Below are 407 nucleotides of genomic sequence, written 5' to 3' on the forward strand. Positions count from 1 at the left end.
GCGGTGATCCACCAGGAGCTGCACCTGGTGCCGGAAATGACCGTCGCCGAAAACCTGTTCCTCGGGCATTTGCCCTCGCGCTTCGGCGTGGTCAACCGGGGCCTGTTGCGCAAGCAGGCCCTGGCTTGCCTCAAGGGCCTGGCGGATGAAATCGACCCCGAGGAAAAACTCGGGCGCCTGTCCCTGGGCCAGCGCCAACTGGTGGAAATTGCCAAGGCGCTGTCCCGTGGCGCCCATGTGATTGCCTTCGACGAACCGACCAGCAGCCTGTCGGCGCGGGAGATCGACCGCTTGATGGCGATCATTACGCGCCTGCGGGACGAGGGCAAAGTGGTGCTCTACGTGTCGCACCGCATGGAAGAGGTGTTCCGCATCTGCAACGCGGTCACGGTGTTCAAGGACGGCCG

The 407-nt window shown here is 64.4% G+C and carries 1 protein-coding gene; it reads left to right on the forward strand.

What is annotated here, in order from left to right; genetic code table 11:
* A partial coding sequence (locus Q8X51_RS32175) for an ATP-binding cassette domain-containing protein (protein ID WP_407695013.1) occupies positions 1 to 407 on the forward strand: 407 nt, incomplete at both ends.

It is taken from the genome of Pseudomonas sp. Yb2C2 (genome assembly GCF_052112325.1).
Lineage (GTDB): Bacteria > Pseudomonadota > Gammaproteobacteria > Pseudomonadales > Pseudomonadaceae > Aquipseudomonas > Aquipseudomonas marginalis.